We start from the raw sequence: 26,591 nt of genomic DNA, 5'->3' as shown, positions 1-26,591 counted from the left end.
CAATGGCTGAATGATCTTCATTGTGGTGAAATTCGCCGTCAAGCCCGAATACGTGGACCAGTGGCCGGAGAAGGTCGCGGAGTTCACCCGCGCCACCCGCGCCGAACCGGGCAACCTCTGGTTCGAGTGGTCCCGCAGCCTGGAGGAGCCGGACACGTACGTCCTGGTCGAGGCGTTCCAGGACGACGCGGCCGAAGCCCACGTCACCTCCGAGCACTTCACCAAGGCCCTGGAGACCATGCGTCCGCTGGTCGCCCGTACGCCCGACATCGTCAGCACCACCATCGCCGGCGCCACCGGCTGGAGCCGGATGGGGGAGCTCCGGATCGACTGAGCCGCTGGGCCGGTGGGCCGGTGGGCCGGGTGCCCTTGACCGGGCGTCCATGATGGACGGTATGACGACCGGATCCCGTGCTCGTTCGTTCGGTTCCGCGGCGGCCCGCTACGCCGCGCACCGGCCCTCCTATCCGGCCGCGCTCTTCGACACCGTCGAGGAGCTGGCCGGGTTCCCGCTGGCCGGTGCCCGCGTCGCGGACGTCGGCGCGGGCACCGGCATCGCGAGCGCGCTCCTGCACGCCCGCGGGGCCCGGGTGGTGGCGGTGGAGCCCTCGGAGGGCATGGCCGCCGAGTTCCGTCGCCGCAATCCGGGGATCGCCCTCGTGCGCGGGGACGGCGACCGGCTGCCGCTGGCCACGGAGGGCACCGACCTGCTGACCTACGCGCAGTCCTGGCACTGGACGGACCCGGCCCTCGCCGGCCCCGAGGCCCTGCGCGTCCTGCGGCCCGGGGGCGCGCTGGCCGTCTGGTCCAACGACCCCGACACGGACGTGGAGTGGATCGCCGACCAGCAGGCGCGCATCGAGAAGCACTTCGGCCCCGGCTGGTACGTCAACGAGCCGGCCCGTCCCCTGCCCGGCCTGGACTTCACCACGCGCCGGCTGCGCTGGTCCCGGCCCGTCTCCGTCGAGGCGCACCTCGGCAAGCTCTCCACGCACTCGCTCTTCCTGGTGGCAGAGCCCGGTACGGACACCTTCCTCGAAGCCGAACGCGCCCGCCTGCTCGCCCTCTTCCCGGACGGCCGGCTGCGGGAGCACTACACGGTCAGGCTCGACATGGCGGTACGCCGGTAGCCCTGCTCCCGTTCGCGGTGAAGCAGAAGGCCCCGGTCTCCGTGAGGAGGCCGGGGCCTTCGTTCGAGCGCTGGGCAGGCCTTGCACCTGCATTCCCCCACGGGAAGTGGGGTGTCTTTCCTTGGACCACCAACGCATCGTCCCGGTCGCCGTGTTCCGCGGCGGCGGGCTCGAGATCAACTATACGGCACGCGGACGGGCGCCAAAACCGGGTGACACCGCGGCCGGCGGGAGGTCAGCCTGTCCCGATGACCGAGGAATTGAACGTTCTGCGCCTGTCCGTCCGGAACGACCCGGCGTTCGGGCCGTACGAGTACCTGGAGGTCCGCCCGCTGGTCGACGGGGTGGACGTGATCGAGGCGGCCTTCGGGCAGGAGGACCACGGGGTCCAGTGCGGCGATCCCCGGGACTGGCTGGTGCCCGACGGCCCCTTGTCGGTGGGTGAGGGGGCCCACTGGGTGGAGTTCGCCTCCAAGGCGTGCGGCTGCCACGACCTGCTGTACCTGACGCTGCGGCGCGACGGCGACATCGTCGTGTGGAGCTGGGAGTCCGCCGAGGCGGGGATCCAGGCGCTCCCCGAGTACCGCTTCGACGCCGCCCAGTACGACGCCGAGCTGGAGCGGGCCCGCCGGGACGGCGGATGGGAGTGGCCGGCACAGACGGTCTCGCGACTGGTGCTCGACGGGCTGCGCGGGCAGACCGGGTGGCTGGAGCGGTGGTCGTGCGAGCTCGGCCACGTGTGGACGGACCCGAAGCACCCCGGGCAGGTCCTGCTCTACTTCTTCCGCGAGGAGCGGGATACGCAGGGCCGGTACGGGCGCGCCGAGGAGTTCGCCATGATGGCGCCGGTCACCGACGAGGACCCCGCCCGTCAGGCCGGCCGGATCGTACGGGCCTTCCTGGCGGGCGATCCCCGGACGGTGGACGGGTTGCGGCCCTGCCCGATGGACGAGGTGGGGTACGGCCACTACCACGGCGACGGGCCGACGCCGTGGAAGCTGCACGGCTGACCCCGGGCCAGAACCATGCGGGGCCGGCGTCGGCGCGGGTACCGGGCGGAGCGGCGGAAAGGCCGTCAGCTGGTGGTGACGGCGGACTCCGTGGGGCGGGCGGCCGGGCCACCGGCCTCCCGCGGGGCCGGGCGCGGGCGGCGGAACGGGCGGGGGCCCCACCAGTTGGCGCGGCCGAGGAGGGTCATCGTCGCGGGCACGAGGAGGCAGCGCACGAGGGTGGCGTCGACCACGACGACCAGGGTCAGGGCGGTAGCCAGCTGCTTCATCACGAGCACCTCCCCCGTCGCGAAGCCCGTGAAGACGATGCACATCAGCAGCGCCGAGGAGCTGATGATCCGGGCGGAGCGCTGTACGCCCGCCTCGACGGCGAGGTCGTTGCCGGCTCCGGCGCGGTACGCCTCCTGGATGCGGGAGAGGAGGAACACCTCGTAGTCCATGGACAGCCCGAAGGCCAGGGCGAACACGACGACCGGCAGCCAGTAGCCCAGCCCGCCCAGGGTGTGGACGCCCAGCGGCCCGGCGCCCCAGCCGTCCTGGAAGACCAGGACGAGCGCGCCGAACGAGGCGCCGAGGGACAGGGTGTTCATCACGATCGCCTTGAGCGGCAGGAGCACGGAGCCGGTCATCGCCAGCAGCAGGACGTAGCTGGTCAGGGCGATCAGGGCGGCGGCCCGGGGCGCGTTCCCGACGACCTCGGCCCTGAAGTCGGCGTCGAGCGCGGCCCGTCCGGTCACCCACACGGGGAAGTCGGCGGGGCGGTCCGCGCGGAGCCGTTCCACGAGGCGGGTGGCGGTGGCCGCGTCCTCGTCGGGCACCGGTACGAGGCGCACGACGGCGACCCCCGGGCCCGCCGCGGTGGCGGGTTCGAGCCGCTGCACCTGCGGGGCGTCCGCGAAGCGCTCCGCCCAGGCCGTGAGCCGGGCCGGGCCGGTGCGGGCCACGACCACCACGGCGTCGGGCCGGTGCTGGGGGAACCGGTCGGTGACCAGGTCGGCGAAGCGCCGGGCCTCGGTGCCCGGCGGCAGCTGCAGTTCGCCGACCGGGCTGACGAGGTGGACGCGCAGGAAGGGCGCGGCCGCCGCCAGCAGCAGGACCCCGACGCCCACCGCGACGGCGGGGGCCCGGCGGCGGGTCCAGCGGGCCAGCGCGGCGAACGCGCCCTCGTCGGGCTCGCGGCGGGCGCGGGCCCCGATCCGCCCGCCGCACGCCACGAGCAGCGCCGGGGTGAGGGTGACCGCGGCGGCGAGCGACAGCAGCACGGTGCCCGCGGCGGCCAGGCCGAGGGAGGCGTAGAAGTCGCTGGGGAAGGCGGCCAGCCCGCTGAGGGCGGCGGCGACGACCAGTGCGGCGAACAGGACCGAGCGGCCCGCGCTGCCCATGGTCCGCACCACCGCCTCCGGGACGTCGTGGCCCGCGGCGCGTTCCTCCCGGAACCGGCCGACCGTGAGCAGGGAGTAGTCCACGGCCAGGCCAAGGCCGAGCATCGTGGTGGTGGACAGCACCGGGGAGGTGAGGTCGTAGCAGCGCGACAGCAGCAGGAGCCAGAGCATCCCGGTGCCGACGGTGGCGACGGCCGCGACCAGGGGCACGGCAGCCGCGACGAGGCCGCCGAAGAGGAGGTACACCACCACCAGGGTGACGGGCAGGGTGATCAGTTCGGCGCGCCGGGTGTCGGCCAGGGACCGCCGCGCCACCTCGGCGCGGGCCCGGTCGCTTCCGCCGAGGGTCACCGCGGCGCCGGGCACGGCCCCGTGGACGGCGCGCAGCCGGGCTTCCACGGCCCGCTCGCAGCGCCGCCGGTCCTGCCCGGCCGGGGTCCGGTCCAGCCGTACGGAGAGCAGGACGGCCCGGCGGTCGGCGGCGTACGCCGCTGCGGTGAGGGGGGTGACGCCGTGTACGCCGGGGACGGCGGCCAGGTCCCGGCGGGCGGCGGCCAGTTCCCGCGTGAGGGCGGGGTCGGACACCGGCACGCCGGACACCACGGCGTCGATCTGGCCGCCGTACGCGCGGACGCCGTCCAGGAGCCGGTTACCCCGCACCGACTCGTGCGCGGCCACGCTCCAGGGCCGCCGGTCCAGGCCGTCCATCACGGGTCCGGCGGCGGCCGCTCCGGCTGCCAGGAGCAGCAGCCACAGCAGCAGGACGAGGAGGTGGCGGCGCACGCAGAGCAGGGCGAGGCGTGCGGGCATCGCCCTCAGGGTGCGCATCGGCGGCCTTCGGAGAGGTAGGCGGAGCCGATGGTGACGTCACCCGGCCGCCGTACGGTCAGCCGGACGAAGCGGTCGCCGCGGGCGTCCCGCATCGGTTCGAGGCATCCGGCGTCCGCCGTCAGCCAGGGCGAGTCGACGATCCGCACGGTCACCGTGCCGGGGCGGGGCACCCGGACGGTGATCGCGGCCGCGTCGGAGCTCCGTACGCGGGCCGGCGGGTCGACGAGGGGGACGGCGTCCCGGACGCGGTAGATACGCCAGTTGCGGTCCTGCCACACCGGCTCCAGGTAGGCGGGCCGGTCGGCGACGAGGGCGCGTTCGGCCTCGGAGGCGGCGTCGGGCGGGCCGTCGTGGACGACGACGAGGCCCACGGCCCACCGGTCGAGCCAGGCCCGGTAGGCGGCGGGGGTGAGGCCGCCGTCCCGGTAGAAGAGGCGGCCGCGTTCCACGTCCGCCTGCCGGTTCCAGCCGCGCGCCAGGGTGACGTACGGGGCGAGGACGGCGGCCTCGCGGTGGCTGCGCGCCATGACGGCCTCCACCCGGGTGCGGTCGGCGCCGAGGCGGCCGAGTTCCGCGAGGACCCCGTCGGTCTCGGCGGCCCAGGCGGGGACCCGGACGGTGTCGCCCAGGTGGGCGGCCGTGTTCCCGCCCACCCAGAGCAGGCAGAGGGCGAGCCCGGCCCCGGCCGCGGCGCGGCGTACGCGGCCGGTCGCCGTCGCGGCGGCGGCGAGCAGGAGTGCGGGTGCGGCGAGACCGGCGAGCCGTTCGACGTTGGTGCCCATCGGGGACGGGACGGCGTAGGCGAGCAGGACGGCGGCCGCGTACAGGCCTGCGGCGCGTCTGACCCACAGCCAGGCGGGCGGCGCCGCCGCGAGGACGGCCAGCGCCGCCAGCAGCGGGGGCCAGATCCGCTCCGGGGGCATGGGCTGCTCGCCCTGGAAGGGGAAGAGGCGGGCCGTCAGGGCGAGGACGGCGCAGGGCGGTACGGACAGGGCGGCGGCCACGGCGGCCCGGCGCCGGGGCGCGGGCGGCAGTGCGGCGCCGGTCAGCGCGAGGAAGAGACCCGCGACGGGGCTGGCCATGGTGCAGAGGGCCGCGCAGAGCGCGGGGGCGGCGAGCCGCCCGCCGCTACCGCCGGGCCCCCGGGGCAGGGCGCTCAGCAGGGCCGCGAGGCCGAACGCCACGCCCAGGACGAAGGTCGTGCGCCCGGAGGCCACATGGCACCACAGGGCGAGGGCCGCGGCCAGCGCGGGCCGTTCCGGCGCCCGGCCCCCGCCGCGTACGCACAGCAGCGCGGCGAGCCAGGTGGCGGTCAGGCCCGCCGCCACGGTCACGGGTACCACGCCGAAGAGGGCCATGGCGTACGGGGAGACGAGGCTGTAGGCGGCGGTGTGCAGCCCGCCGTGCCAGGCGAGGTCGTAGGCGGAGCCGGGGTGGCGGGCGGCGAAGTCAGCCCAGGCCGTCTGGGCCGCGAGGTCCCCTCCGCCGGTGGCGAGGACGGCCGCCCACACGGCGTACAGCGGCAGCGCGCAGCCGGTCGCGGCCAGCGGGACCCTCAAGGGGAGGGGGAGGGCTGCCGGTGCCCGCCGGGTCAGGGCGACAGCGGTCATGGGCGGCTCCGGTCGAGGCTGCGCGTCGGGGCGGGCGGGGTGGGGGCGGCGCCCGGGCGGGACCGCATCGTCCAACGACGGGCGGCGGCCGGTGTGGCGGTGTTCCGGCCACCGGGCACCCGGTCGGCGTCCTGGCCGCCGGGGTCCGGTGTACCGGCGCTCTGCCATTCGGGTGACCCACCGCCACGTACCCGGCCGCGCTCCCGTTACCAGCACGAACTCCCCCATCCGGGGCTCGTTTCGGCTACAGCGAAGGAAAGTTCTCGAATGCTGAAGAAGATGATGGTCACCGCAGCAGCCACCGCCGCCGCCGTCGGCGCGGGTGCCGCCGTCGCCGCCCCGGCCATGGCCATCGGCAACGACAACGGGATCAACACCGTCAACGGCAACGGCGCGCAGCAGATCTACGGCAACCAGAAGACCACCGGTGACCAGAGCCCGCAGCTCAGCGTCGTCCAGGGCACCCTGAACAAGCCCTGCATCGGCCTGCCGGTCAAGGTCAACGCGCAGTCGGTACTCGCCCTCATCGCGAACGTCGGCGTCCAGGACATCAACGTCCTCGCCAACCCGCAGAACCAGCAGTGCACCGAGAACTCCACCCAGGCCAAGGGCGACGAGCCGCTCTCCCACATCCTGAGCAACATCCCGGTCCTCTCCGGCAACCTCTCCGCGGGCAGCTGATCACCGGCCGCCGCTGAGCGGGCCGGCCGGGGACGTCCGCACGAACGTCCCCGGCCGGCCCCTCGGCGTCCGCGGGGCCCGGAGCGTCGTCGAGGGCACCGGGTTCCGTGCCGAGAACGGCGGCACCACCCGCGGGGCGTATGCAGAAGGCCCCGGTCTCCGTGAGGAGGCCGGGGCCTTCGTTCGAGCGCTGGGCAGGCCTTGCACCTGCATTCCCCCACGGGAAGTGGGGTGTCTTTCCTTGGACCACCAACGCATCGTCCCGTTCGCCGTGTTCCGCGGCGGCGGGCTCGAGAGCGACTATAGCCCATCTCCGCAGGTCGGCGCACGGGCCGGCTGCTCGGAACCCTGTCGGTCAGTCGATCACGATCTCCGCCTCGAACCGGGCGCCCAGGGCCCGCAGTCGGCGCTCGCACTGCTCCCGGGTCGGCGCCGACAGCACCGCCGCCGCGAGGAAGTCCGAGGAGAGGGCCGCCTCCCCGAGGACCTCGCCCGGCTCCGCGTAGACGCCGTAGTACCGCACCCAGGGCTCTTCCGGGGTGACCGGGATGCCGCGTACGGTGCCGGGCCGCTTCATCATCAGGACCTGTCCGGCCATGCGGACGGGTTCCAGCCGGGCGCCGTCGGCGAGCCTGGCCACGACGGGCAGCCGCAGTCCCGTCTGGGCCCGCGTCGCCAGCTCCACCGGGTGCACCTCGAACACGGCGTCCAGGACCTCGCGGATCCGGGCACCGGCCGGGCGGGAGGCGACCTCGCAGACGACGAGGCGGTCGTCGGGGGTGTGGAAGACCTCGGCGTGGAAGGTGTAGTCCGCCGGGCCGCCGAGGGCCGCGAGCGCGGTGTCGGCCAGCTCCAGCAGACGTGGGGTCAGCGGGTCGGAGGGGTCCAGGGTCAGGTCCACCCGGGCGCCGGGGTCGGCTTGGAAGGAGGCCAGCTCGTACTGGTACTGCGACGGCCAGGCCATCACGGTGCGGCCGCCGACGACGACCCCGTCCACGTGGCACATCCGGCCCGGGACGTACGCCTCGGCCAGCAGGTCCTCGCGCGGGGCCGCGCCCGGCGCGAAGGCCCCTGCCAGGTAGTCCTCCAGTTCCCCGGGGGTCCGTACGATCCGCAGCCCGATCGAGCCGAAGCCGTCGCGGGCCTTGAAGACCAGGGGCAGTCCGTGCTCGTCCGCGAAGTCGCGCGCGTCGTCGGCGGTGGCGGGCAGGGCGTGCGGGGCGACCTCGATGCCGGCCGTCTCCAGCCGCCGCTTCATCAGGGCCTTGTCCCGGAAGGGCAGGACCTCGTCGGGGAGCTGCCCGGGCAGGCCGAGCTTCTCGCGCAGCCGGGCCGCGCGCATCAGGTCCGCCTCGTGGGGGGCGACGACGTGGGTGACGCGGTACTCCTCGGCCAGTTCGAGGGCGGTCCGGTCGAGGAGTTCCTCGTCCTCGAAGTCGTCGAGCACCACCAGCCGGCGGTAGCCGCCGTCGCCGTCGGGGACCTGCTCGCGGGCGCCCTCGATCCGGTCGCGGGCGGCGATCAGCACCACCCCGCCGTCGAGTTCCGCGAGCCAGCGGTCGTAGGGGAACGGGCCGAGCGGGAAGCGGTGCAGTACGAGCGCGGTCACGCGGCGGCCTCCAGGTCCAGGGCGTCCGCCGGCGCCTCGGCGGGGGTCACGTCGATGCGGATCCGCTCGGTCAGCCGCTCGCACAGGGCGATGGCCGCGTCGGTGTCGGCGGCCGTGACGGCGGCGAAGCCGAGCCGGTCCCAGTTGTCCCGCAGCGGGCGCACCGGGTCGCCGGGCGCCACGGACACCTCCACGGCGAGCACGTCGGGGCGGGCGGCGACCTCCGCCACTCCGGAGACGGCCGTGACCGTGCCCGGGTCGCGGAGCACGAAGCGGGTGCAGGCGCCGGCCCGGGCCTTCGGGGGCTCCGGGAGCGCCTCGACGAGGCCGAGCGGCCAGGCGACGCCGTAGCCGAGGAGGTCAATGCCGTAGGCCGCCTCGACCAGTTCGTTGATGTGGCCGCCGCCGACCCGGTTGTGGGACTCGATGACGACGGGGCCCCGGGAGCCGAGGCGCAGCTCGGTGTGGCTGGGTCCGTCGGTGACGCCCATGGTGTCGAGGAAGTCCTCGACGGCGGCCGTGACGCGGGCGTGCGCGCCGGGTGCCAGGCGGGCGGGCAGGGCGTGGCCGAGTTCCGCGAAGTGGGTGTCGTCGACGAGCTTCTCGGTCACGGCGATCACCACGTGGCGTCCGGCGAAGCTGAAGGCCTCCACGCTGAACTCGGGCCCGTCGAGGTAGGACTCCATCAGGAACTCGCTGACCGTGTAGAGGGTCGAGCCGCGGTCGGTGCGGCGGCCGCGCAGCTCCTGGATCCGCTCCCAGGTGGCGTCCAGTTCCCCGGGGGTGGAGACGCGGATGAGGCCGAAGCCGGCGGTGGCGTCGGTGGGCTTGATGATGAAGGGGTAGCCGGCGCGGGCGGCGAAGGCGTCGAGGGAGGCGCGGTCGGTGACCCGGTCCCAGTGGATCGACAGCTTGCCCTGCTCCGTGAGGTGCTGCCGCATCAGGAACTTGTCGCGCATGCGGCGGCTGGCCTCGGGGCCGGTGCCCGGGAAGCCGAAGTGGGCGTTCAGGCGGGCGGCCATGTCGAGTCCGGCCTCGGTGAGGGAGGCGACGGTGTCGAAGCCCCACACCTCGCGGGAGGCCTCGGCGAGCGGCCGTACGGTGTCCCAGTCGGTGTAGTCGACCATCAGGAGGACGTCGGCCAGCCCGGTCTGGTACGGGGTGATCTTGTCGGGGTGCTGGAGGAGCACCACGCGGACGCCCAGCGCCTTGGCCCGTTGGAGGTGTTGGTCCGTGGCGCCGACGAGCAGCAGGGTACGGTCCGCGGCGCGCGCGGTGGGGGCGGTCATCGCAGTGCTTCCTTCGGGGTGTGGGTGGTCGTGGTGCGCAGGGCGGTGCGGGCCGCGGCGATCCGGTCGGCGGCCGCCGCGGGGGTCGGTGCGTCGACGACGGCGTAGCCGTGGCGGGTGCCGGAGTCGGTGGTGCGGGGCAGGACGTCGCCCGGCCCGTACGGGAAGTGCACGCCGTGCACGTGGTCCCGGGCGCGCAGGTCGTCGAGGCCGTCGACGGACTCCAGGCGTCCGGCGGGGAGCTGGAAGAAGCCGATGGCCGCGTACCGGTGGGGTGCGGGGGCGGTGACGTCCTCGCCGGCCAGCCCCCGGAAGATGGCCGCCTCGATGTCGTAGCCGGTGGCGACCTCCACGAGCAGCGGGATCCGGTCGCCGCCGAGGCGGGCCTGGGACTCGACGACGCGCGGTCCGGCCGGGGTGAGGATGACCTCGGTGTGGGCGGGGCCGAAGGCGTAGCCGGCGAGGTCGAGGAGGGCGGTGACGGTGTCGCGGATGGCCGCGGCGTCGGCGGGGTCGAGGGGGGCGGGGTGGATGTGCCCGGTCTCGACGAAGCCGGGGGCTCCGGTGGTCTGCTTGGCGGTGATGCCGACGACGTGGTGGGTGCCGCCGGCGGTGAGGGTCTCGACGCTGAACTCGGGGCCTTCGAGGTAGTCCTCGATGATGAAGGGGCCCTCGAAGCCGCCCGCCTTGACCCGCTCGGTCCATTCGGCCAGGTCGGCGGCGGTGCGGACGAGGGCGATGCCGCGGCTGCCGGCCGTGTTGGTGGGCTTGACGACGGCCGGCAGCCCGAACTCGGTGAGCAGCGGCTCGACCTCGCCGAGGGTTTCGGCCCGGCGGGCGCGGACGGCGGAGACGCCGTGGGCGTTGAGCAGGCCGCGCATCGCGTGCTTGTCGTTGAGCAGGCGTACGGATTCGGCGGTGTTGGGTGACAGCCCGAGGGCCTCGGCCTCGGCGAGCACGGGGGCCATGGTGGCCTCGCTGCCCAGGTGCAGGACGTGGTGGACGTCGTGCTCGCGGGCCAGTCCGGCGACGAGGGCGCGCAGGGCCGTCTCGTCCCCGAAGTCGACCAGGGCCAGTTCCCGGGAGTGGGCGGCGACCTTGGCGAGGTATTCGGGCGTGCGCAGCGCGGGGTCCCAGACCGACCAGACCTCGAAGCCGGCTTCGACGGCCTTGCGTACGAGCTGCTCGTACGGCATCACCATCAGGAGGCGGCCGGGCTCGCGGGGCGGGGTCATGACGTGGCTCCGTTCTGGGCCGGCACGGGTGCCGGCGGGGCGGCGGCCGGCGGTGCGGCCTGGGGTTCGTGCTCCGTGGCGGGGCGGCGGGACGCGCGCAGCGGCAGCAGGGAGCGGTAGACGAGGATGGCGCCGAGGCCGAAGGCGCCGTAGAGGAGGCTCATGCCGACCGGGGAGAGGAAGGCCCCGACGGTCACGCACACCGAGCCGATGAGCAGGCCGACGCGCGGTACCAGGCCGTAGGCGGCGAGGTACTTGGTGCGGGCGGCCGGGTCCACCAGGTCGGCGAGGATGGCCTGCTTGACCGGGACGTTCGCGATCTCGCCGAGGGTGAAGACGACGGCCGCGGCGATCAGGACCCAGCCGCTGTTGCTGACGGCCAGGACCATGTGGCCGGCGGTGAAGACGGCGATGCCGGCGTAGAGGCGGGTCCGGTCGGACAGCCGGCGGAACATGCTGCCGGTGAAGAGGGCGAAGCCGACGACGAGGACGGTGTTGACGGCGCGCAGGATGCCGAGCATGGCGACGCCGTCCACGGAGGGGAACCAGTGTTCCAGGCCGGCCAGTGCCTGCTCGGGGAAGTCGTCGGCGAGGCGGACGGCGATGTAGTAGCCGATCTGGACCTCGATGGCGCGGGTGAGGACCGCGGCGCCCACGAGCCGGAGGAACACCCGGTCGCGGGAGACGGCGAGGTAGCCGCGGAGCATGGCGGGGACGCCGGAGGCCCGGTCCTTGGCGGATTCGGGGGCGCTTTCCGCGATCCGCCACCAGGTGACGAGGGCGGTGGCCAGGGAGAGCGCGGCCGCGCCGGCGAGCAGGAGGGCGAAGTGGTCCCCGTAGAAGAAGCCGCCGATCAGGGCGCCGGCGGTGAACGCCATGTTGATCGACCAGTAGTTGACCGTGTAGACGAGCTGGCGGTTCTCGGGGGTGGAGACGTCGATCATCATCGCCTCGGCGGCGGGGGTGGCCGCGCCGGCGAGGGCGGTGTTGAGGAGGAAGAGGACGAAGGTGGCCGCGCCGGACTGCCACCAGGGCGAGTTGGCCAGGGCGAGCAGGGCGAAGGTGAGCGTGGCCCCCACCTCGCCGGCGACCATCAGCGGCTTGCGGCCGTGGACGTCGGCGAGGTGGCCCCCGACGAAGTTGGCGGCGATGCCCGCGGCGGCCACGACCATGGTCAGCGCGCCGGCCGCGGCCGCGCCGTACAGCGTGGCGAGGTGGATGACCATCAGCGGCATCAGCATGATGCCGAGCATCCGCTGGACGAATCCGATGCCGAGCCGCAGCTTGATGTTCGGATGGAGCTGACGGAAATTCACGCCGGGTTCCTTCGAGGGGTGGGGGGACGGGCGGGAGGCGTCAGGACTTCGCGGCCAGTACCTGGTCCGTGGCGGCCGGCGGCGCGGGGGCGGGGGACGACTGGCGGGCGGCGGGCGCGGGGGTCTCGTTCCACAGGCTGAGGTAGCGCTCGCCGGTGTCGGGCAGGATCGTGACGATGGTGGCGCCGATGTAGTCCGGGTGGGCGGCCAGCCGGGAGCAGGCGTGGGCGACGGCGCCGGAGGAGACGCCGACGAAGACGCCCTGCCGGCGGGCGAGGGAGCGTGCGGCGGCCAGGGCGTCCTCGTCCGAGACGGTCACGACGTTGTCGATCAGCGCGACGTCGGTGGTGGGGGCGACGAAGCCGCCGTTGAGGCCCGGGATGCGGTGCAGGCCGCCCTCGCCCTGGGTGAGGACCGGGGAGTTCTCCGGCTCGACCGCGACGACGCGGATCCGCGGGTCCTGCTCCTTGAGGTACTTGGCCGTGCCGCTGAGGGTGCCGCCGGTGCCGACGCCGCAGACCAGCACGTCGATCCGGCCGGCCGTGTCGGCCCATATCTCGGGGCCGGTGGTCTCGTAGTGGGCGCGGACGTTGTCGGCGTTCTCGTGCTGGCAGGCGAACCAGGACCCGGGGGTGGCCGCGTGCAGCTCCTGGGCCTTGGCGATGGCGCCGGGGTAGCCGGCGTCGCGGGGGGTCTGTACGACCTCGGCGCCCAGCGCCTTGAGCAGGGCGACCCGTTCGGCGGTGGCGCTGTCGGGCAACACGATGACGCAGCGGTATCCGCGGGCCGCGGAGAGGGCGGCCAGGGAGATGCCGGTGTTGCCCGAGGTGGCCTCGATGACGGTTCCGTTGCCGCGCATCAGGTCGCCCCGCTCCTCGGCGGCGCGCAGCATGTAGAGGGCCGCCCGGTCCTTGCTGGTGGACATCGGGTTGGCGGCCTCCAGCTTGGCGAGCACCTCGCCGCCCGGGGCCGCGTCGTCGAAGCGGAGGCGGATCAGCGGGGTCGAGCCGACCAGGTCGGCGATGCTGTCTGCGATGCGGCGCGTCTCACGGCTTTGCACGTGTGGTTCCTCACAAGTCGGTTCGTGCGGCTGCGGGCCGGACGGGCGGGGCTGGTCCGGCGCGGCCCGGTGCGGCCTGGTGTGGGGGGACGTCCTTCGGGGGTGGAGCGGGTGCGCGGCGGGCGGGTTCGGGGGCCGGTGCGGTGCCGCGCGGCAGGGGCCGGGGCGGCTACCAGGAGCCGGCCGAGGCCGTCATGGCGTACAGGTCCTCCATGGGCTCCGGCCGCCGGCCGACGGGCTTGATCACCGCGGTGGCGGCGAGCACCCGGGCGCCCGCGGGGACGTCCTTGTTCACCAGTGCCTGGGCGCCGATGACGGCGTGCGAGCCGATGGTGACCGGCCCCAGTACGGTCGCGTTGGTGCCGAGCACGACGTGGGCGCCCACCACCGGGTGCCTGCGGTCGCCCTCGGGCCGGTTGTTGTCGCTCCACCAGCCGACCGCTCCCAGCGTCACCTGGTGGTAGATGGTCACGTCGTCCCCGACGACGGCGGTTTCGCCGATCACCACGGCGGCGCCGTGGTCGATGAAGACGCGACGGCCGAGCACGGCCCCGGGGTGGATCTCCACGGAGGTGCTGCGGCGGGCGTTCCAGGCGATGAGCCGGGCGATCATCCGGTGTCCCCGCCGGTGCAGCCGGTGGGCGATCCGGTGGGCCCACAGCGCGGGCAGCGCCGCGTGCAGCAGCGCCTCCCGGCGGTTGCGCATGGAGGGGTCGCGGGCGACGACCACCTCCAGGTCCTCCTTCATGATCTGGAACAGGCCGGGGGTGGAGGACGAGGCCATCAGACGAGCACCTCCACGCGGTCGCCGGCCGCGGCGAACTCGGCGGTCAGGGCCCGGGTCAGGCTCTCCAGCCGGGCCACGACCCCGGCGTCGGTGTAGCGGCCGTCCTCGGTGGCGAGGCTGCCCGCGGAGCCGATGGCGACCGGCTCGTGTTCGACGACCCGCACGCCGCAGCGGGTGAGCAGGCCGGTCAGGCCGGGCTGCGCGTCGACGCCGCCGCGCGCTCCGGGGGAGGCGCTGGTGACGGCCGCGACCTTGCCGGTGAGCGGGCTCGGGTGCTCGCCCTGGGCGCGGGAGAGCCAGTCCAGGGCGTTCTTCAGCACACCGGGCATCTGGTCGTTGTAGGCGGGGGTGCTGATGAACAGCGCGTCGGCGCCGGTGACCAGCTCCTTGGCCGCGCGGACGGCGGGCGAGCCGTCGGTGCGCTCCAGTTCGGCCTCGTAGTGGGGCAGTTCGCCGACGGGGAGCAGCACGCTCTCGTGCTCGCCGGGCAGGCCGTCGAGGATGTGGCGCACGGTGGCGAGTACGGCGGTGTTCACCGAGTCGCCGCGGGTGCTGCCGGATATCAGAACGATCTTCATGGGTGGAACTCCTTCTCCTCGGCCTTCCGGTCGGCGGGCCTTCGACCGGTCGGGAGCCGCTCCTGCGTTTTCGGGGCTCCCGGCCCCTGCCGCTGCGCCGTGCGGTTCTCCGGGAGCGTCGGCGCGTGGCCGGGCACCGGGATGCTCCGGCGGTACGGTCCGGCCCGCGTCCTGGTCGTAACCGTGTCAGCTCGAACCGATGCGCTGCTGGACCGCGACTCGTGCCGCGGCTGAGGGCGGCTCCAGTGCGTGGCGTGCCGGGCGGGCCGGGGCGGGTGATGCTGGTGGCATGGGAGGCGTTCCCGGGATGCGGCTGCCGGCCGGCTGGGCGGCCGCGGGGCGGCGCTCGGTGCGGGTCACGCTGGCCGCCGGCGCGGGGTTCTACCTGCTCCTGTACGGCTTCGGCTCGACCGTCGCGGCGACCTACGCGCTGTTCGCCGCGGTGGCGCTGGCGGGCCTGTCGCACATCCCCGGTACCGGCCGGCAGCGGGCGGTGGTGGTGCTGCGGCTGGTGCCGGCCTGCTGGGTGCTGATCACGATCGGCACCTTCCTGTCGGTGCGGACCTGGAGCGCGGTGCTCGGGATGCTGGTGGCCGGCTTCGTCCTGGCGTTCCTCGCGGTGGGCGGGCCCCGGGCGGCGGGGGCGGGGCCGGGGCTGCAGTTGATGTACATCCTGCCGTCGTTCCCGCCCTACGATCCGGGCTCGCTCGGGGAGCGGCTGGGCGGTGCGACGGTGGGGCTGGTGCTGCTGGTGCTGGCGGAGGCGTACGTGCTGCCGGATCCGCCGGCCGTCCCGTACCGGGAGCTGGCCGCGCGGGCCGCCGAGTGCGCGCGGGGGTGCGCGGCGGAGCTGGCGGGGCCGCCGTACGCGCTGTCCGCGGCGGCGGAGCTGCGGGCGCGGGAGGCCGGGCCGGCGCTGCGGCCGTCCCGGGTACCGGAGGCGGAGCGGCCGGCGGGGCCGGGGCTGCGGGACCGGGCGCTGACGCACACCGGGCTGGCGGCCCGCACCCTGCTGGTCCGGCTGGCGGGGCTGCCACCGGCGGCGGGGGCGCCGTCGGCGGAGGACCGGGAGGTGCTGGGCGCGGTACGGGACACGGCGCGGGAGACGGCCGCCCTGCTGCGGTCCCGGGGCCGGGGCGCGGAGCCGGGCGGGGAGGCACACACGGGGCTGGTGCGGGCCCGTGCGGCGCTGGCGGCGGGCCCGGACGGCGCGGAGGGGCCGGCGGTGCTGCGCCGGCACGCGGCCGTACTGGAGCTCGCGGACGCCGCGCTGGCGATGTCGACGGCGGCCGGGATCGCGGTATGCGGGCGGGCGGGTGCGGAGCGGGCGGCGCCGGGCCGGTTCTGGTACGCGCGGATGGGCACGGCGCGGCTGTGGTGGCACCGGCTGGCGGGGCACGCCGAGCGCCGGTCGGTGTTCTTCCAGAACGCGGTGCGGCTGAGTCTGGCGCTGGGGGCGGCGCGGGTGATCGCGGGTGAGGACAGCCTGCCGCACGGCTTCTGGGTGCTGCTGGCGACGCTGACGCTGACCCGTACGACGGTGCGGGAGACCCGCAGGACGGTACGGCTCGCGCTGACGGGGACGCTGGTGGGGGCGCTGGCCGCGGCGGGGCTGCTGGCGCTCGCGGGGTCGGACACGGCCGTGTACGCGGCGGCGTTGCCGCCGTTGATGCTGGCCGCGTTCACGCTGGGGCCGGTCAAGGGGGTGGGGTGGGCGCAGGCGCTGTTCACGGTGGTCGTGGCCCTGGTGTTCGCCCAGTTGGCGCCCGCGACGTGGCAGCTCGCCGAGTTCCGGCTGCTGGACGTGCTGACCGGCAGTGCGATCGGCGCGGTGTTCGGGCTGCTGGCCTGGCCCCGGGGTGCGCAGGACGAGCTGCGGCGGTCGGCGGCGGTGCTGCTTCGGGGCGCCGCGGAGATCGTGGTGGCGACGGCGGCCCGGCTCGCGGCGGGCGGGGTGCGGGAGCCGGTGGCCGGGGTGCCGGGGCACCGGTCGCTGCTGCACTCGCTGGTCCTGGCCGAGTCGGCGTACGCGCAGTACCAGAGCGAGCCGCGGCCGCACGGGCCGGCGGGGGCATGGCCGGCGGGGGCGGCGGGCGGGCAGGACTGGCAGGCCGCGCTGCTGGCCGGCCACCACACGCTGTGGGGCGCGGACCGGCTGCTGGCGGTGCCCGAGCGGGTCCTCGTACCGCCGCTGGAGCGGGAGCCGGCCGAGGCGGTGACGCGGCTCGGGGACCGGGTGGCCGGGCGGATGCTGCTGGTGTCGGCGTGGCTCGACCCGGGCGGCGACACCCCACGGACGCCGGTCGCGCTGCGGGACCCGGCCTCCGACGGGTTCGGGGCGGAGCCGCCGGGCGCGCCGAGGCGGTACTGGGCGGCGGTGTCGTGGCTGGACTCGCTGATGAGCGACCTGGAGCGGATCACCGGGGAGGCGGAGGACGCCGAGGAGTCCGGGCAGGTCGGGCAGGCGCAGCCGGAGCGCTGAGGAGGGCGGTCGGCGGTGCAACTCGCCCCGTTCCAGGGGCCGGATGGCGATCAGCGGGGGCGGGTGCCAGGCTGGAGGGAGCAGCCACAGCGCTGGGCTCCTCCACACCGCCCGCAACCCCTGTTCCGTGTCCGCAGGAGGTGGAAGCCCGTGAGAAGCCGCACTCCACGTACCCGTACCACGGTCGCCCTGGCCGTGGCCGCCGTCCTGTCCGCCCTGCTCGTGCCGGCGGCCGCGCCGTCCGCGACCGCCGTGGGATGCGACGCAGCGGCGGCGGCCCGTCCGCCGGGCGGGGGCGTCCAGGAGCGGGACGCCGTCCTGTGCCTGATCAACGCCCAGCGCACGCAGCGCGGTCTGCCCCCGCTGACGGCGAACGCGGCGCTGACCACCGCGGCCCGGCAGCACGCGGCCGCGGCCGTACAGCTCAAGTGGTGGGGGCCCGGGAAGGATTCGCACACCAACCCGCGGACCGGCTCCACCCCGCAGAGCCGCGTCATGGGCGCGGGCTACTGCCTCAACCCGCGGTCCTGGGCCGTGTCCGAGATCACCTACAACGGCTGGGGCGGCTCGGGCACCCCGGCCTCCGCCGTCAAGTGGTGGATGAACAGCCCGGGTCACCGCGCGATCATCCTCGACGGCTCGCTGCGCGACTTCGGCGGCTGGGCGCAGCCCGGCGCCGCGGACCCGGCGGGCGCGGCCTCGACCGGAGCCGGGACGTACGTCGTGGACTTCGGCCGCTGCGTGCGGTGACGGGGCCGCCCGGTACCCGTCCCCGTAGGGGTGATCGGCGGCGGCCGGCGGTGCGCCTGCGTGAACCGGTGCGGCGCGCCCGCCCAGGATGGCGGGCATGCTTCCCTCCACCGCGTTCATGCGGCGCGCCCTCGTACCGTTGCTCGCCTCGGTCGCCCTGCTCACTCCGGCCGCCGCCTCCGCCGCCACCGCCGCGGAGGCGTGCGGCTCGCTCATCACCGCTCCCCTGGCCCGGCCGGTGGCCTCCGACGACCCGTGTCCCAGCGCCGATCCGGTGGTGTGCCGCATCCGCGTCATGCCGATGGACGAGAAGGTCGAGGCGCAGCGGACCCGGATGCGCTACCACGGCCTGCTGGAGGACATGCACCGCACCGAGGCGGACATGCGCGAAGCCGACGCCTCCGACGAGGAGATCGCCCGGGAGATGGTCGACATGCGCAACCAGGCCAAGGAGATCACCCGGGCGGGCATGACCCCGGAGGAGGTCCGGGTCCTGGAGGAGCGCAACCAGGCCAAGTACGGCAACCCGCTGGGCCCGACCGCCGAGCAGCTCTACGCCAAGTACGGGTCCTGGCAGAAGGTCACCGAGGCCTCCATGCGCACCGGTTACGCGGTGGACCGCGAACTCAGCCTGGAGTACCGGCCCTGCCCCGTGTGACGTGGAACGGGCCGTGCCCCCGGCCCCGTGAGGGGCGGGGGGCACGGCCGGCCGGGCGGGTCCGGTCAGACGGTGGTCACCACATCACCGGCAGGCGCTCGGGCAGCCGCTTCATGAAGCCGGTGCGCCACACGAGCTGTTCGACCGGCACGGCCAGCCGTATGCGGGGCATGGCCTTGAGCAGGGCGAGCAGGGCGGTCTCGGCGTGCTTCTTGCCGAGGGCGGTGGCGGGGCAGTAGTGGGAGCCGCCGCCGAAGGAGAAGTGGGCGGAGGAGTTGGCGCGGGTGAAGTCGAGCCGGTGCGGGTCCGGGAAGACGGAGGGGTCGAAGTTCGCGCCCTCGGGCAGGACGAGGACCAGCTCGCCCGCCTTGACCTGGACGTCGCCGAGGGTCATGTCCTCCATGACCAGGCGCGGCAGGCCGTCGCCGATGGACAGGTTGATGCGCAGCAGCTCGTCCACGGCCTGGGGCATGAGCTCGGGGTGGTCGGCCAGGTGGTCGGACTCCTCCGGGTGGGTGAGCAGGGTGACCAGCGCCATGGCGAGGAAGCCGGCGGTGGAGATGACGCCCGCGCCGAAGAGGGTGACGCCCACGGTCGCGAACATCTCGTCACTGACGTGCTCGTAGCCCTCGGTGCCCCGCAGCTTGGCCAGGTCGCCGATGAGGCCCTGCTCGGTGTCGTCGAGGCGCGCCGTCATGTAGGCGATGTCGCGGTCCCAGTTCAGGCGCGCGGCGGGGATCTCGGTGGCGCTGTTCATGAAGGCGATCGGCAGGGACTCCGCCAGGAGCGGGGCCGCGTCGTGCGGGATGCCGAGGATCTGGCAGTGCATCGCCTCGGAGAACGGGTCGGTGAACATGGTGCGGATGTCGACGGGGGCGCCGTGCCGGAGCATCCGCTCGACCAGTTCGGCGGCGTACTCGTCCATCCACTGCTGGAGGCCGGGGGACTTGGGGTTGATGGCCTTCATGACGGCCTTGCGCAGGCCGGCGCCGGTGATGTTGCCCATGTTGTTGACGACCTCCGGGGGGATCGTCAGCGCGTACTGGCGGGGCACACCCGGGTCGGAGGTGTTCTTGAGGCTGAACCGGTCGTCCTCCAGGACCTGCTTGACGAGCTCGTACGAGGAGACGAGCCAGGCCTCGGCGCCGGCGATGGTGCGGACCTTCACCACCGGGGGCAGTTCGTCGACCTGGGTGGGCAGGTGCGTTCCGTCCCACGTGAAGGGGAATTCGAGGATCGGCTCCGCGTGGGTGGTCACAGCTGGTCTCCTTCGGTGGCGGGGGTGACGATGGCGTGGCCCTGGTTGCGGGAGGCCCGCAGTCCGGCGCCGCGCGAGTAGAGCAGGTCCGCCATCGGCAGCGCCTGGTGGTAGCAGTTCAGCGACGAGGGGACGCCGAGGATCGCGGGCGTGTCGAGGAAGAGCGGCGCCTCGGCGCACACGTAGTCCAGGCAGACGGCCCGCTGGTGGGCGGTGGGCTGCTGGCCCCCGAGGACCTTCGACGACAGGAAGATGTCGACGAGTTCGTTGCAGGTCTGCGCGAACGCCGGGTCGGTGTGCAGCCGCTCCAGCAGGTCGGCGTGCATGGCGTCGTAGGCGGGTATCCCGCGCAGCGAGGACATGGGCCTGCCGCGCAGGCGGGTGCCCGAGGGGTCGATGTCGGCGACGGCGTTGGTCACTTTGGCGCGCACGCCGCGCAGGTTCTTGACCGTCTTGCGGCGGGCCTCGTCGGGGGGATAGCCCATGGCCTCGTACATCTCGGCCACGTGCAGGTCGGTGTAGATCAGGTCGGCCTGCTCGAAGTTGTCGAGCGCCCATTCGGCGAGGGCGTGTACGCGCTGGGCGGAGAAGTAGGAGTTGCCGGGAGAGATGCCGATGACGGCGTGGCCGCCCTCGTCGGCGATGACCTGGCAGTGCGGTGTGTACGCGTCGACACGGAAGGCACTGGTTCGAGTGGCTGTTGTCATGGGAGTGGTCGCATCCCTGTCGCCGCGATTCCCCGCGCGGACCCCGTGTCCCGGGTGCGGCGGCGACGAGTCGAAAGCTATACGAACACGTGGGGCCCCGGACGATTACCGTGCAGTTCGTCTCGGTTACTGAAACCGTATGTTGCCCGAGTCAACTGCCACGGCCTGTAAGCGTGTGGATCCGGACGGTAAAGTGACGTTCCGCCATATCCACTGGCGGGTCGGCCCTTTCGAAGGCAAGCTTCCGTTTTGAGCGGTATCAGGGATTCCGTTGTGTCCGGGGGCATGACCGGCAACCGCGCCGGAGCCGAGGACATCGTCTCCCTGACCTTCCCGGGGCCTGCGGCGTGGCGGGTGGGCGACGCCTCGGCGATTCGGGCGCGCGGGGCGGGACCGGGGTCGGGCGCGGGGTTACCGTCGGCGGCATGGACCGGATGCGCCGGGGCTGGCGGCAGTGTGTGCTCGGCGGGGCGGTGTTCGCCGTGTGCATGGCGGGCACCACGCTGCCGACCCCGCTCTACGGCCTCTACCAGGAGAAGTTCGGCTTCTCCGAGCTGACCGTCACCGTGGTGTACGCCGTGTACGCCTTCGGGGTCATCGGCGTGCTGCTGCTGGCCGGCAACGCCTCCGACGCCGTGGGCAGGCGGCCGGTGCTGCTGGTGGGGCTGGGCTTCGCGGCGGCGAGCGCCGGGTGCTTCCTGCTCGCCACCGGGCTCGGCTGGCTGTACGCGGGGCGGCTGCTGTCGGGGCTGTCGGCCGGGCTGTTCACCGGGGCGGCCACGGCCTATGTGATCGAGTCGGCCCCGCCGGGCGGGGGCGGCCGGGCGACGTTCGTGGCGACGGCCGCGAACATGGGCGGGCTGGGCTGCGGTCCGCTGCTGGCGGGGCTGCTCGCGCAGTACGCGCCGCAGCCGCTGTACCTGCCGTTCGCCGTCCACCTGGTCCTGGTCGCGGCCTCGGCCGCCGTCCTGCTGGGGCTCGGGGAGACCGTACGGCAGCGGCGGCCGCTGGCCACCGTACGGCCGCAGCGGCCGGGGCTGCCGCCCGCGGTGCGGCCGGTGTTCGGGCCGGCGGCCATCGCCGCGTTCGTGGGGTTCGCGCTGTTCGGGGTGTTCACCTCGGTCAGCCCCGCGTTCCTCGCGCAGTCCCTGGGGGTGCACAACCGGGCCGTGAGCGGGCTGGTGGTCGCGCTGGCGTTCTTCGCCTCGACGGCGGGACAGCTGGCGGTGGGCCGGGTCGGTGCGCGGCGGTCCCTGCCGCTGGGCTGTGCGGGGCTGCTGGCCGGGCTCGCGCTGCTGGCGGGCGCGCTGTACTGGGACCTGCTGGCGCTGGTGGTGCTGAGCGCGCTGGTGGGCGGGACCGGTCAGGGGCTGGCGTTCCGCGGGGCGCTGTCCGTGGTGGCGTCGGCCTCGCCGCCGGACCGGCGCGCCGCGGTGATCTCGACGCTGTTCGTGGTGGCGTACGCGGGCATCTCGGTGCCGGTGATCGGGGTGGGCGTGCTGGTGGAGCCGGTCGGGCTGGAGGGCGCGGGCCTGGTGTTCATCGCCTGCATGGCGGTGCTGGTCTCGGCCGCCGGAGCCTACCTGCTGCGGCGGTCGGACCCCTAGGACTCCGGCGGGGGTTCCCGGTCGGCCGGTGCCTCGGCCGGTGTTTCGACCGCCGCCGGGTCGAGGACGCGGTCGAGGAAGTTGCGGGTGCGTTCGTGGCGGGGGCGGGTGACGACCTGTTCCGCGGGCCCCTGTTCGACGATCACGCCGCCGTCCATGAACACGACCCGGTCCGCGACCTCGCGGGCGAAGCTCATCTCGTGGGTGACGACCATCATGGTCATCCCCTCCCCCGCCAGGACGCGCATGACCGACAGGACCTCGCCGACGAGTTCCGGGTCGAGCGCGGAGGTCGGCTCGTCGAAGAGCATCACCTCCGGGCCCATGGACAGGGCGCGGGCGATGGCGACGCGCTGCTGCTGGCCGCCGGAGAGCTGGGCCGGGTAGGCGTCGGCCTTCGCGGCGAGGCCGACGCGGTCCAGGTTCTCGCGGGCCACGGCGGCGGCCCGCTCCTTGCCGGTGCCCAGGACCCTGCGCTGCGGGAGGGTGAGGTTGCCGGTGACGCTGATGTGCGGGAAGAGGTTGAACTGCTGGAAGACCATGCCGATGCGGCGGCGTGCGGCGTCGATGTCCACGTCGGGGTCGGTGAGTTCCGTACCGCCGACGAAGACCTGGCCGCTCGTCGGCTCCTCCAGCAGGTTCACGCAGCGCAGCAGGGTGGACTTGCCCGAGCCGGAGGGGCCGATGACGCACACCACCTCGCCGCGGCCGATGTCGAGGTCGATGCCCCGCAGGACGTGGTTGTCGCCGAAGGACTTGTGCAGTCCCCGGATCTCGATCTCCGGGCGGTCGCTGCCCATCGTGTCCCCCGTTCCCGTCGTCTGTGGCATCGGTTCCTCACGTGGCCTTGTCGGCACGGGCCTCGAGCCGGCGCACCACGAAGCTCAGCGGCACGGTCACCAGGAGGTAGCACAGGCCCGCGACGAGGATGGGGGTGGAGTTCGCGGTCTCGCTGGCGAGGTCCCGGCCGAACTTGGTCAGTTCCCGCTCCTCCAGCGTCACCCCGAGGAAGAGCACCAGCGAGGAGTCCTTGAAGAGGAGGACGAGTTCGTTGGTGAGCGGGGGGATGACGATGCGGAACGCCTGGGGGATGACCACCGACACCATGGCCCGGCCGTGCGAGAAGCCCAGTGAGCGGGCGGCTTCCATCTGCCCCTTGGGGACGGCCTGGATGCCGGCGCGGATGGTCTCCGCCATGTAGGCGGCGGCGACCAGCCCGAGGCCGAGCGCGACCTTCCCGTACGTTCCGCCGGGGATGGCGGTGCCGGGGAAGGCCAGGGGGACCGCCACCCCGACGAAGATGAAGATGAGCAGGGCGGGCAGGCCCCGGAACAGCTCGATGTAGACGCTCGCGACCCAGCGGTACGGGGCCACGGACGACAGCCTCATCAAGGCGACGACCAGGCCGAGCACCAGCCCGAACAGGAACCCGGAGAGGGTGTACACCACCGTGTTCCGCAGGGCGATGGTGATGATGTCGGGGAAGAGCCTGGACGCCAGGTCCGGCTGCGCGAACTGGTTCCGCAGGCGGTCCCAGTCGGCGAGTACGCCGACCAGGACCAGGACGGCGACGAAGACCGCGTACTGGACGCCCTGCCAGACGCGGCGCCGCTGCCGCCGGGTGAGCCGTGAGGTCACGACGTCGCCTGGGGCAGCGGGCCGATCCACTGTTCGTAGATCTTCTTGTAGGTGCCGTCGGCCTTGGCGTCGGTGACCGCCTTGTCGATCGCGGCGAGGAGGGCGGTGTTGCCCTTCTTCACCGAGAAGCCGTACTTCTCGCCCGTCTCGATGTTCTGTCCGAGGACGAACTCGGCCGAGTTCTTGGGGTCCTTGAGCCAGCCCTGGACGACCGGGTAGTCGATGACGACCGCGTCGACCTGGCCGGTGCGCAGGCCGTTGAGCACCGCGTCCGAGCTCTCGAAGGCGACCGGGTTGAAGCCCTGGGCCTTGGCGTAGCTCTCGCCGGTGGTCTCCGCCTGGGCGCCCAGCTTCTTGTTCTTGGCCTTGAGGTCGGCGAGGGAGGTGACGCCGCTCTTCTTCGTCGCCAGCAGGGCCTGGGTCGCGTCGAAGTAGGGGACGGAGAAGTCGACGTTCTTCTTGCGCTCGTCGGTGATGGTCATGCCGGCCGCGGCGAGGTCGCACTGGCCGGAGTTGAGGAAGGCCCCCGTCTTGAAGTTCTCGAACGGCGTATCGAGGATCTTCTGTTCGACTTCGAGCTTCTTCGCGACCAGGTCGATCAGGGCGACGTCGAAGCCGACGACCTTGCCGTTCTGCTCGAACTGGAACGGCGGGTAGGGCAGGTGGGTGCAGGTGGTCAGCTTGCCCTTCTCGACGACCTTCACGCCCCCTGCCGCCTCCCCGGGCCCCTCGTCACCCGAGGAGCAGCCCACGGCGAGGAACAGGCCCGCGGCGGCGGCAGCGGCGGCCAGGGCGCGCGGGCCCCGGCGGGAGGGGTGGGGGTGACCGCCGTCGCGGTGACTGCGGTGTCCTTCGGCCGTCCGGAACACGGTTGACCTCCACGGGGGTGCGGGGGGAGCGGCGGTCCGCGGAAGGGGACCGTCCGTCGAGATCGTAAGCCCCGGGGGCGCACCGGCAAGGGACCGTGGGCGATGCGGCGCGAAGCGTCCTGCCGCGGAGCGCCGGGTGCGGCAGGAGTCCGGGAGACGAAGGGCGTACGACGTTCCCGGTGCGCGCCCGTCAATACTTCGTCAACGGTTTTCCGGGACTTTCGCCGGACGGCCCGCTGTGCGTTCCGAGAACGCCCTGATGGGAGCCGTGGCATAACCCGGACGGGCGATCCCGGGGGTGTGTGCGGGCGTTCACCGCGTGGGCGGGAACACATGTCGCGACTGTGGACCTCGTGCCAGGATCGGGGCGGGGCGTCGCGGATTCCTCCATATGCCGACACATCCTCACTTCACCGCCGCCCGCGCCCGTTTCTCCACGCGGCGATTTCCCCACGGCCACAACGGGCCGGAGCGGCCGGAATTCCACCACGGGTCGAGCGGATTTCCCCTCACCGTCCGCCCCGACCCTCCCGGGAAGGCGAATACCGTGACACGTCTGCGCCATGGAAACACGCTGTTGCACAAACTGTCGGTCCCGCTGGGGTCCCGTCCGCCGGGACGGGCCCCACAGGCCCGCGGGAGGCGATTACCGGCCCCCCGCCCCCACCCCTCCCCCGCCCGGACGCCGGCCGCGCCCGAGGTGGAGCTGCCCGGGACGCCGCTGGAGTGGATCGAGCCGTTCGTGGGGAGCGAGCGCACCCAGGACGTACGGGAGGCCCTGCACGGGGTGCGCGACCTGCTCGACGGGCGGACCGTGTGGCACATCAGCGACAACCCGGTCCGGGGCGGCGTCGCCGAACTCCTGCGGGCCGATCTCCCCTACCTGGCGGGAGAGGGCGTTTCCACCCGCTGGACCACCCTCGCGGGCCCGCCCGAATTCCGGGCGTTCACCAAGTCCCTGTACTACCGGCTGTGCGGTGTGGCCCCGGGGGCGGATTCCGCAGACCTGGAGCGGGGCCGCCGGATGTACGAGCGGATCTGCGCGCAGAACGCGGCGCGGCTCACCCCGGCCCTGGACCGGCGTTCCATTGTCGTCGTCCACGACCACCAGACGGCCGGGCTCATTCCGCATCTGCGCGCGGCGGGCTGCACGGTGCTGTGGCGGGCCCATATCGGAACGCCGCTAAGGGAGGACCTCGCCGCGCTCGGATGGGATTTCCTGCACCGCTACCTTTCCTGCGCGCACTGCCACATCACCTCCTGCCCGGGGGTCCTGCCCGCCGCACTGGCGCCGGTGGACCGCCGCGTGCTCCGGCCGTCCATCGATCCGCTGTCCCCCAAGAACATCCCGCTGCACCCGGGCACCGATCCGTCCCGTCTGCTGGCCGCCGCCGGGCTGATCGAGGAGGAGGGCGCAGCCCCTCCCGGCCGGTACGCCCTGACCGACCTGCTGGTGCGCGAGCCCGCGCGCGTGGTGCGGGCCGGCGGTCCGGCCCCGGCGGGCGCGCCCCTGGTCACCCAGGTCAGCCGCTGGGACCGGGTCAAGGACATCCCGGGGGTGATCCGGGGGTTCGCCGAGTACGTCGATCCGGCCTTCGAGGCCCACCTGCTGCTGGTCGGGCCGGACACGAGGGGCGACCGGCAGGCCGAGCGGGTCTTCGCCGAGTGCCGCCAGGTGTGGGCGGGCCTGGGCCGGCGGGGGCGGCGCGTGCACCTGGTCCGGCTGCCGACGGCCAATCCGTCGGAGCACGCGCTGATGGTCAACGCCGTCCAGCGCCGCTCGGCCGTGGTGATACAGAAGAGCCTCGCCGAGGGCTTCGGCCTGACCGTGTCGGAGGCGGCCTGGAAGGGCCGGCCGGTGGTCGCCGCCCCCGTCGGGGGCATCCGGGAGCAGGTCGAGCACGGCACCACGGGGCTGCTGCTCTCGGACGCGAGCGACCTGCGGGGGCTCGGAGAGGCGGTCAACCGGCTTCTGTCGGACCGCGCTTACGCGGAGGAGCTCGGCAGGAACGGCCACCAGCGCGTGCTGCGGCGCTTCCTCACCGACAGCAGCGTCCTCGGATTCGCGCGGGTCCTCTCGGACGCCGCCCAGCGCTACCGGTAG

At 73.9% G+C, this 26,591-nt stretch carries 23 protein-coding genes; 9 read left to right on the top strand and 14 right to left on the bottom strand.

Features of this window, described 5'->3' with window-relative positions:
* Nucleotides 1–10 precede the first annotated feature (10 nt).
* The 3 genes from D1J60_RS32590 (at nt 11) to D1J60_RS32580 (ending at nt 2,140) form a co-directional block, all read left to right on the top strand.
* Complete coding sequence (locus tag D1J60_RS32590) at nt 11–334, top strand: putative quinol monooxygenase (protein ID WP_125823592.1); 324 nt, start codon at nt 11–13, stop codon at nt 332–334.
* Between the two features lie 61 nt (nt 335–395).
* Nucleotides 396–1,130 (top strand): class I SAM-dependent methyltransferase, encoded by a 735-nt coding sequence (locus D1J60_RS32585; RefSeq protein ID WP_125823591.1) that lies wholly within the window; start codon nt 396–398, stop codon nt 1,128–1,130.
* Between the two features lie 248 nt (nt 1,131–1,378).
* Nucleotides 1,379–2,140, top strand: a complete 762-nt coding sequence (locus D1J60_RS32580) for a hypothetical protein (RefSeq protein ID WP_125823590.1) — start codon at nt 1,379–1,381, stop codon at nt 2,138–2,140.
* A 65-nt stretch (nt 2,141–2,205) separates the two neighbouring features.
* Here the strand turns inward: D1J60_RS32580 and D1J60_RS32575 are convergent, their stop codons facing one another.
* Nucleotides 2,206–4,332 (bottom strand): efflux RND transporter permease subunit, encoded by a 2,127-nt coding sequence (locus tag D1J60_RS32575; RefSeq protein ID WP_125823589.1) that lies wholly within the window; start codon nt 4,330–4,332, stop codon nt 2,206–2,208.
* A gap of 5 nt (nt 4,333–4,337) precedes the next feature.
* The gene (locus D1J60_RS32570) at nt 4,338–5,963 is read right to left on the bottom strand and encodes a hypothetical protein (protein WP_125823588.1); all 1,626 of its coding nucleotides are present in this window, start codon (nt 5,961–5,963) and stop codon (nt 4,338–4,340) included.
* A 267-nt stretch (nt 5,964–6,230) separates the two neighbouring features.
* On the opposite strand from D1J60_RS32570, the gene D1J60_RS32565 reads away from it, so the two are divergent.
* Nucleotides 6,231–6,644 (top strand): rodlin, encoded by a 414-nt coding sequence (locus D1J60_RS32565; RefSeq protein ID WP_125597194.1) that lies wholly within the window; start codon nt 6,231–6,233, stop codon nt 6,642–6,644.
* A gap of 355 nt (nt 6,645–6,999) precedes the next feature.
* On the opposite strand, the gene D1J60_RS32560 is transcribed toward D1J60_RS32565, so the two are convergent.
* The 7 genes from D1J60_RS32560 to D1J60_RS32530 all read right to left on the bottom strand — a co-directional run bounded on the left by D1J60_RS32560 (nt 7,000) and on the right by D1J60_RS32530 (nt 14,518).
* Entirely contained in the window at nt 7,000–8,253 is a 1,254-nt protein-coding gene (locus D1J60_RS32560; RefSeq protein ID WP_125823587.1) for a hypothetical protein, read from the bottom strand.
* On the bottom strand, nt 8,250–9,542 hold the full coding sequence (locus tag D1J60_RS32555) for an ATP-grasp domain-containing protein (protein ID WP_125823586.1): 1,293 nt from the start codon (nt 9,540–9,542) through the stop codon (nt 8,250–8,252). Before D1J60_RS32555 ends, D1J60_RS32560 begins: the two co-directional genes overlap by 4 nt.
* Nucleotides 9,539–10,777, bottom strand: a complete 1,239-nt coding sequence (locus D1J60_RS32550; RefSeq protein WP_125823585.1) for an ATP-grasp domain-containing protein — start codon at nt 10,775–10,777, stop codon at nt 9,539–9,541. The genes D1J60_RS32555 and D1J60_RS32550 overlap by 4 nt, the downstream gene beginning before the upstream one ends.
* Nucleotides 10,774–12,093, bottom strand: coding sequence for an MFS transporter (locus D1J60_RS32545; protein WP_125605629.1), 1,320 nt, complete (start codon nt 12,091–12,093; stop codon nt 10,774–10,776). Before D1J60_RS32545 ends, D1J60_RS32550 begins: the two co-directional genes overlap by 4 nt.
* 40 nt (nt 12,094–12,133) lie before the next feature.
* Nucleotides 12,134–13,153 carry a cysteine synthase family protein gene (locus D1J60_RS32540; RefSeq protein ID WP_125823584.1) on the bottom strand — a complete coding sequence of 340 codons (1,020 nt, stop codon included), beginning with the start codon at nt 13,151–13,153 and terminating at the stop codon, nt 12,134–12,136.
* 169 nt (nt 13,154–13,322) lie between these two features.
* Entirely contained in the window at nt 13,323–13,937 is a 615-nt protein-coding gene (gene epsC / locus D1J60_RS32535) for a serine O-acetyltransferase EpsC (protein ID WP_185899856.1), read from the bottom strand.
* Nucleotides 13,937–14,518 (bottom strand): NADPH-dependent FMN reductase, encoded by a 582-nt coding sequence (locus D1J60_RS32530; RefSeq protein ID WP_125823583.1) that lies wholly within the window; start codon nt 14,516–14,518, stop codon nt 13,937–13,939. Before D1J60_RS32530 ends, epsC begins: the two co-directional genes overlap by 1 nt.
* Before the next feature lie 289 nt (nt 14,519–14,807).
* Here D1J60_RS32530 and D1J60_RS32525 point away from each other — a divergent pair, with 289 nt between their 5' ends.
* From D1J60_RS32525 to D1J60_RS32515, 3 genes are all read left to right on the top strand, one after another.
* Nucleotides 14,808–17,000, top strand: a complete 2,193-nt coding sequence (locus tag D1J60_RS32525; protein WP_125823582.1) for an FUSC family protein — start codon at nt 14,808–14,810, stop codon at nt 16,998–17,000.
* 150 nt (nt 17,001–17,150) lie between these two features.
* Nucleotides 17,151–17,750, top strand: coding sequence for a CAP domain-containing protein (locus D1J60_RS32520; protein ID WP_125823581.1), 600 nt, complete (start codon nt 17,151–17,153; stop codon nt 17,748–17,750).
* A gap of 97 nt (nt 17,751–17,847) precedes the next feature.
* Complete coding sequence (locus tag D1J60_RS32515) at nt 17,848–18,408, top strand: hypothetical protein (RefSeq protein WP_241253484.1); 561 nt, start codon at nt 17,848–17,850, stop codon at nt 18,406–18,408.
* 76 nt (nt 18,409–18,484) lie between these two features.
* On the opposite strand, the gene D1J60_RS32510 is transcribed toward D1J60_RS32515, so the two are convergent.
* Both D1J60_RS32510 and D1J60_RS32505 read right to left on the bottom strand, forming a co-directional pair.
* On the bottom strand, nt 18,485–19,666 hold the full coding sequence (locus tag D1J60_RS32510) for a cytochrome P450 (protein ID WP_125604959.1): 1,182 nt from the start codon (nt 19,664–19,666) through the stop codon (nt 18,485–18,487).
* Nucleotides 19,663–20,373, bottom strand: coding sequence for a tRNA-dependent cyclodipeptide synthase (locus tag D1J60_RS32505; protein ID WP_125604957.1), 711 nt, complete (start codon nt 20,371–20,373; stop codon nt 19,663–19,665). The genes D1J60_RS32510 and D1J60_RS32505 overlap by 4 nt, the downstream gene beginning before the upstream one ends.
* Nucleotides 20,374–20,798: 425 nt before the next feature.
* On the opposite strand from D1J60_RS32505, the gene D1J60_RS32500 reads away from it, so the two are divergent.
* A complete protein-coding gene (locus D1J60_RS32500; protein ID WP_125823579.1) occupies nt 20,799–21,980 on the top strand; it encodes an MFS transporter in 1,182 nt (393 codons plus the stop codon).
* Here D1J60_RS32500 and D1J60_RS32495 read toward each other — a convergent pair.
* Genes D1J60_RS32495 through D1J60_RS32485 form a run of 3 tightly spaced genes read right to left on the bottom strand, consistent with a single transcriptional unit; the run spans nt 21,977 to nt 24,409 of the window.
* A complete protein-coding gene (locus D1J60_RS32495) occupies nt 21,977–22,810 on the bottom strand; it encodes an amino acid ABC transporter ATP-binding protein (protein WP_277607521.1) in 834 nt (277 codons plus the stop codon). The two genes, D1J60_RS32500 and D1J60_RS32495, sit on opposite strands and share 4 nt — an antisense overlap.
* A 7-nt stretch (nt 22,811–22,817) precedes the next feature.
* Nucleotides 22,818–23,618 (bottom strand): amino acid ABC transporter permease, encoded by an 801-nt coding sequence (locus tag D1J60_RS32490; RefSeq protein WP_125604632.1) that lies wholly within the window; start codon nt 23,616–23,618, stop codon nt 22,818–22,820.
* Nucleotides 23,615–24,409, bottom strand: coding sequence for an ABC transporter substrate-binding protein (locus D1J60_RS32485; RefSeq protein WP_125824325.1), 795 nt, complete (start codon nt 24,407–24,409; stop codon nt 23,615–23,617). Before D1J60_RS32485 ends, D1J60_RS32490 begins: the two co-directional genes overlap by 4 nt.
* Before the next feature lie 778 nt (nt 24,410–25,187).
* Between D1J60_RS32485 and D1J60_RS32480 the strand changes: the two genes are divergently transcribed.
* Complete coding sequence (locus tag D1J60_RS32480; protein ID WP_125823578.1) at nt 25,188–26,591, top strand: glycosyltransferase; 1,404 nt, start codon at nt 25,188–25,190, stop codon at nt 26,589–26,591.

The organism is Streptomyces sp. W1SF4 (assembly GCF_003950035.1).
In the GTDB taxonomy this organism is placed as follows: domain Bacteria; phylum Actinomycetota; class Actinomycetes; order Streptomycetales; family Streptomycetaceae; genus Streptomyces; species Streptomyces racemochromogenes.
The sequence above is the reverse complement of the archived record's forward strand: the minus strand, read 5'-3'. Positions and strand labels throughout refer to the sequence as shown.